Below are 1,139 nucleotides of genomic sequence, written 5' to 3' on the forward strand. Positions count from 1 at the left end.
TTGCCCCGCGTGAACGCACAGAAAGACCAATTTAATGCCCAGGACATCGCCAACCTGCTGTGGGCCATGGCGAAACTGGTGGACAACGGGCAGAAGCAGACACCAGAATTCAACGAGGCCCTGGCCGCGCTGTTGTCCCACGTGAACGCACAGAAACCTGACTTTAAGCCACAGGGGATCGCCAACCTGCTGTGGGCCATGGCGAAACTGGTGGACAACGGACAGGAGCGAACACCAGGGCTCAAAGGGACCGTAGCCGCGCTGTTGCCTCTCGTGATCGTACAGAAAGACCAATTTAATGCCCAGGGGATCGCCAACCTGCTGTGGGCCCTGGCAAAACTGGTGGACAACGGGCAGGACCGGACACCAGATATCAACGAGGCCGTGGCCGCGCTGTTGCCCCTCTTGAAAGCACAGGAAGTGCAATTTAATGTCCAGGATATAGCCATCCTGCTGTGGGCCCTGGCGAAACTGGGGGACAACGGGCTGGAGTGGACACCCGGTCTCAACGAGGCCGTGGCCGTGCTGTTGCCCCAAGTGAACGCACAGAAAGCTAACTATAAACCACAGGCAATTACCAACCTGCTGTGGGCCATGGCAAAGCTGGTGGACAACGGGCTGGAGCAAACACCAGAGCTCAAAGAAGCTGTGGCCGCACTGTTGCCCCACGTGAATGCACAGAAAGACCAATTTAATGAACAGGGTATTGCCAACCTGCTGTGGGCCACGGCCAAACTGGGTGAACTCGTTGAGCTGAACGTGGCTACCTCTACGTTCGAATCGCTCGTCTGTCGAATCAGTGAGAACCTTCAGTTTTCTCAGGAAGGGATATCGATGTCTCTCTGGGGAGTCATGGTATACTGTGCCAGGTTGGCTCTATACTCCAATACCTATAAAAATAACGTGCTTGAAAAGCACATGGGTGACCTGTTGACTCGCCTGGAACATACCTCGCCAGATAATGAAGGTGATCAATCCGTCATGATCATGGCCGCAAGTTGGCTTGGTAGAACCTCTCCGGTCGTCCCCCATTACCAGAAAACCATTTCAAAAACCCAGGCTGACTTCCGCGATCAACTCAAATCATCTATTCCATCTCTGCAGATTGAAGAAGAAAAGAGTCTGAACTCATTACCTCC

Annotated in this window: 1 protein-coding gene; it reads left to right on the forward strand. The window is 53.8% G+C overall.

Going from position 1 to position 1,139, the window contains the following annotated elements:
- Positions 1-1,139, forward strand: a 1,139-nt coding sequence (locus CX664_RS25100) for a DUF1601 domain-containing protein (RefSeq protein ID WP_146000367.1), incomplete at both ends; no start/stop codon positions are given.

The sequence above is a fragment of the Endozoicomonas acroporae genome, from assembly GCF_002864045.1.
GTDB lineage: Bacteria > Pseudomonadota > Gammaproteobacteria > Pseudomonadales > Endozoicomonadaceae > Endozoicomonas > Endozoicomonas acroporae.